The sequence below is a fragment of the Mesorhizobium sp. M1A.F.Ca.IN.022.07.1.1 genome, assembly GCF_003997575.1.
Lineage (GTDB): Bacteria > Pseudomonadota > Alphaproteobacteria > Rhizobiales > Rhizobiaceae > Mesorhizobium.
The window spans coordinates 1-2,812 of record NZ_RZST01000518.1 but is presented as its reverse complement, the minus strand read 5'-3'; the positions used below and the strand labels follow the sequence as shown (position 1 = coordinate 2,812).

At 65.0% G+C, this 2,812-nt stretch carries 1 protein-coding gene; it reads right to left on the bottom strand.

What is annotated here, in order from left to right:
* A partial coding sequence (locus tag EOA75_RS31470; protein WP_127326021.1) for an Rne/Rng family ribonuclease occupies positions 1-2,616 on the bottom strand: 2,616 nt, incomplete at its 3' end.
* Between the last annotated feature and the right edge of the window lie 196 nt (positions 2,617-2,812).

Genomic DNA, 2,812 nt, shown 5'->3' with positions numbered 1-2,812 from the left:
GGGCGCGGCCTGCTCTTCGGCTGCAGCGACCGGCGGCGCGCCCTCGGGAGCTTCGACTTCCGCTTCTTGGCCTTCGAGACCATCGCCGGCATCGGCATCGGCAGCGATCTCGCCTTCCTCGCGGCGATTGCGCTTGCCGCCGCGCTTGCCGCGACGGCGCTTCTTGCCCTGCCCCTCTTCAGCTGCTTCCGCCCCGGCCGGTGCTTCAGCCGTTACCTCGGCTGCTGCTTCGCCAGCAATCGTGCCGGCGTCCGCAGGTGCGGGGGCCGAGACGGCATCGCCATGGCCTTGATGCTCGCGGTCGCGATCCTTGCCGCCGCGCCGCCGACGGCGTTTGCGGCGCTTGCGGCCGCCTTCGCCGTCCTCGGACCGCTGCGGATGCTGTCCCTGCTGTGGATGGCGCGGCTGTTCGGCCTGGACCGATACCTCTTCTTCCTCCTCGACGACGATCTCGTCCTCGGGCTCTTCCGGCTCGACATAGGTCGGCAGGCTGCGCACCTCGACGAAGCCTTCCGGCTTCTCAGCCACCGCGCCGCGGAAGATCGCGTAGTGTTGCGCGCCCAGCGTCTCGTCGGCTTCGAGCGTGATGCTCAGGCCGAACCGGGCCTCGAGCTCGACCAGATTGGCGCGCTTGTGGTTGAGCACATACAGCGCGGTCGCCGCCGGCGTGCGCACTGTGATGTGGCTGCGCGAATCCTTGAGCAGGAATTCCTCGATTGCCCGCACCACCATCAGCGCCACCGAGGAGTCCGATCTCACATGGCCTGTGCCGCCGCAATGCGGGCAGGGCTTCATCGTCGATTCCAGCACGCTGGCACGGATGCGCTGGCGCGACATCTCCATCAGGCCGAAATGCGAGATGCGACCGACCTGGATGCGGGCGCGATCGTTCTTGAGGTGATCCTTCAGCCGCTTCTCGACCGCGCGGTTGTTGCGGTTCTCCTCCATGTCGATGAAGTCGATGACGATCAGGCCGGCAAGGTCGCGCAGCCTGAGCTGCCGCGCGACTTCCTCGGCGGCCTCCAGATTGGTGTGGAGCGCGGTGTCCTCGATCGAATGCTCCTTGGTGGAGCGGCCGGAGTTGACGTCGATCGAGACCAGCGCCTCGGTCTGGTTGATGATGATGTAGCCGCCGCTCTTCAGCGTCACTTGCGGCTGCAGCATCCGGTCGAGCTGCGCCTCGATGCCGTTGCGCACGAAGATCGGCGTGGTGTCGCGGTAGGGCTGAACCACCTTGGCATGGCTCGGCATCAGCATCCGCATGAAGTCCTTGGCCTCGCGGTAGCCGTCCTCGCCGGAGACCAGGATCTCGTCGATATCCTTGTTGTACAGGTCGCGGACCGAGCGCTTGATCAGGCTGCCTTCCTCATAGACCAGGGCAGGGGCCGTGGACTGCAGCGTGAGATTGCGGACATTTTCCCAAAGCCGCATCAGATATTCGTAGTCGCGCTTGATCTCGGCCTTGGTGCGGCTTTCGCCGGCGGTGCGCAGGATGACTCCCATGCCCTGCGGCACCTCGAGATCGGCGACGACCTCCTTCAGCCGCTTGCGGTCCTGGGCATTGGTGATCTTGCGCGATATGCCGCCGCCACGCGCGGTGTTCGGCATCAAGACCGAATAGCGGCCGGCGAGCGACAGATAGGTGGTCAGCGCCGCGCCCTTGTTGCCGCGCTCTTCCTTGACGACCTGGACCAGTAGGATCTGGCGGCGCTTGATGACTTCCTGGATCTTGTACTGGCGGCGCACCGGCTTGCGGCGGTTGCGAACCTCTTCAAGCGCATCCTCGGCGCCGACCGATTCGATTTCGTGTTCGTCCGAATGTGCGGACGAAACTTCTTCGAGCATGCCGCGATCATCGTCGCTGGGAGCGGCTTCCTCGGCCGGAGCGACCTCGCTGGTCGATTCGGCCTGCACCGGTTCCGAAATCACATCCGCATCGATGCTCGCGGCGATCGAAGTGGGGCCGCTCTCGGAAGGCTGGCGATTCTCGCTGTCGGTCGCATCGGCGTCTTCGGTGTCGCTGCCGGCTTCGGGGGCCTTGTTCTCCTCTTCGCCGGCTCCCTCGGCTACGGTCTCAACGGTTTCGGAGCCTTCGGTGGCTTCGGTCGAGGTATCGGCCGCATCGCCGGGCTCATCAGCGGAAGCGCTGGAAGCTGCGACCTCATCGGCGCTTTCGCCGCCTTCGTCGGCACCGGCAGCATCGGAACCGCGCTTTTGCTCTGCCCGGTCGCGGTTCTTGCCGCCGCGCCGGCGGTTGCGGCGGCCGCCGCGATCGCGCGCCTGCTGTTCCTCGCCGGTCTCGGCCTCCTCGTCCTCTTCGTCGTCCGCCTCCTGCGCTTCGGCGCGCAGCAGGGCCTGACGGTCGGCGACCGGGATCTGGTAATAGTCGGGGTGAATTTCACTGAAGGCGAGAAAACCGTGACGGTTGCCGCCATATTCGACAAAGGCTGCCTGAAGGGAAGGTTCGACGCGGGTTACGCGGGCGAGATAGATGTTTCCTTTGAGCTGCTTCTTGTCCTGGGATTCAAAGTCGAATTCTTCGATGCGGTTACCGCGAACGACAACAACGCGTGTTTCCTCCGGGTGGGAGGCGTCTATCAGCATCTTGTTGGGCATTATTTCGTTTCCTCCCGGCAGCCATCAGCCGCAGCTGGCGAGGCAGACCCCGCCGCTGTGTGCCTGGATTTGTGTGGCTGCCGGATAATTGAATGTCCGCCGGCCGGAGCTTGAGCGCGATGGCGGTGCCGCCCGCAGCCACAATGGCGCGGTTCGATGCGGACCTTTCCATGATTGAGCTTGAAGCCATCGGCAC